Genomic DNA, 852 nt, shown 5'->3' on the forward strand with positions numbered 1-852 from the left:
TGGACCTGTCCCGCTTTAGTGCTGCCCCAAGTGCTCGTTTAAGCCACTTTCCCTTCGAAAGCGACGGGGCTTTTCCAGCCGAGCGCTGAGTGGCGGCGTCGCGGATTGTAGAACCCATTGATGTATTCGAAGATGGCCATCTCTGCCTTGCGCCGTGTCTCCCAAGGATGCCGCCAGATTAATTCTGCTTTGATGGTCTTGAAGAACGTCTCGACGGCAGCGTTATCGTAACAATTTCCTTTGCCGCTCATGGATACCTTGAAGCCATGCTGTCGCAGGATTTTCTGGTAATCGTGCGAACAATATTGGCTGCCGCGATCCGTGTGATGAATGCAGCCCTTGGGCGGCTGCCGAAACGCAATGGCCATCTTCAGCGCTCGGATCGCAAGATCTCGCTTCATACGATTGCTGACCGCCCAGCCGATCACCCGCCGAGAATGCAGGTCCAAGATCACAGCGAGGTACAACCAGCCTTCACGCGTCCAGACATAGCTGATGTCGCCTGCCCACTTTTGGTTTGGTGCATCGGCGTTGAAGTCGCGATCCAGCAGGTTCGGTGCGATGTTGAACTTATGGTTACTATCCGTCGTCACCTTGTGTTTGCGCGTTCGGATCACAGATATGCCGTTCTGTCGCATTAAGCGGCCCACACGGCGGTGACCGATATTTAGGCCAATCTCCTTGAGTTCTTCGGTCATCCGAGGTCGGCCATAACTACCCAGGCTGAGACGCGATTGTTCTTTGATGTGCGCCAGTGTGACCATATCAGATCGCTGCCTGCGGCTGGCAGGGCGACTTCGAAAGGACCGCAATCCACGCGCGCTGACGCCGACAACCTGGCACAATCGCTTG

Annotated in this window: 1 protein-coding gene; it reads right to left on the bottom strand. The window is 55.6% G+C overall.

What is annotated here, in order from left to right:
* Window positions 1-38: 38 nt before the first annotated feature.
* Window positions 39-852, bottom strand: an 814-nt coding sequence (locus Q0775_RS19925) for an IS3 family transposase (protein ID WP_298865403.1), incomplete at its 5' end; no start/stop codon positions are given.

Source organism: uncultured Sulfitobacter sp. (assembly GCF_947499945.1).
In the GTDB taxonomy this organism is placed as follows: domain Bacteria; phylum Pseudomonadota; class Alphaproteobacteria; order Rhodobacterales; family Rhodobacteraceae; genus Sulfitobacter.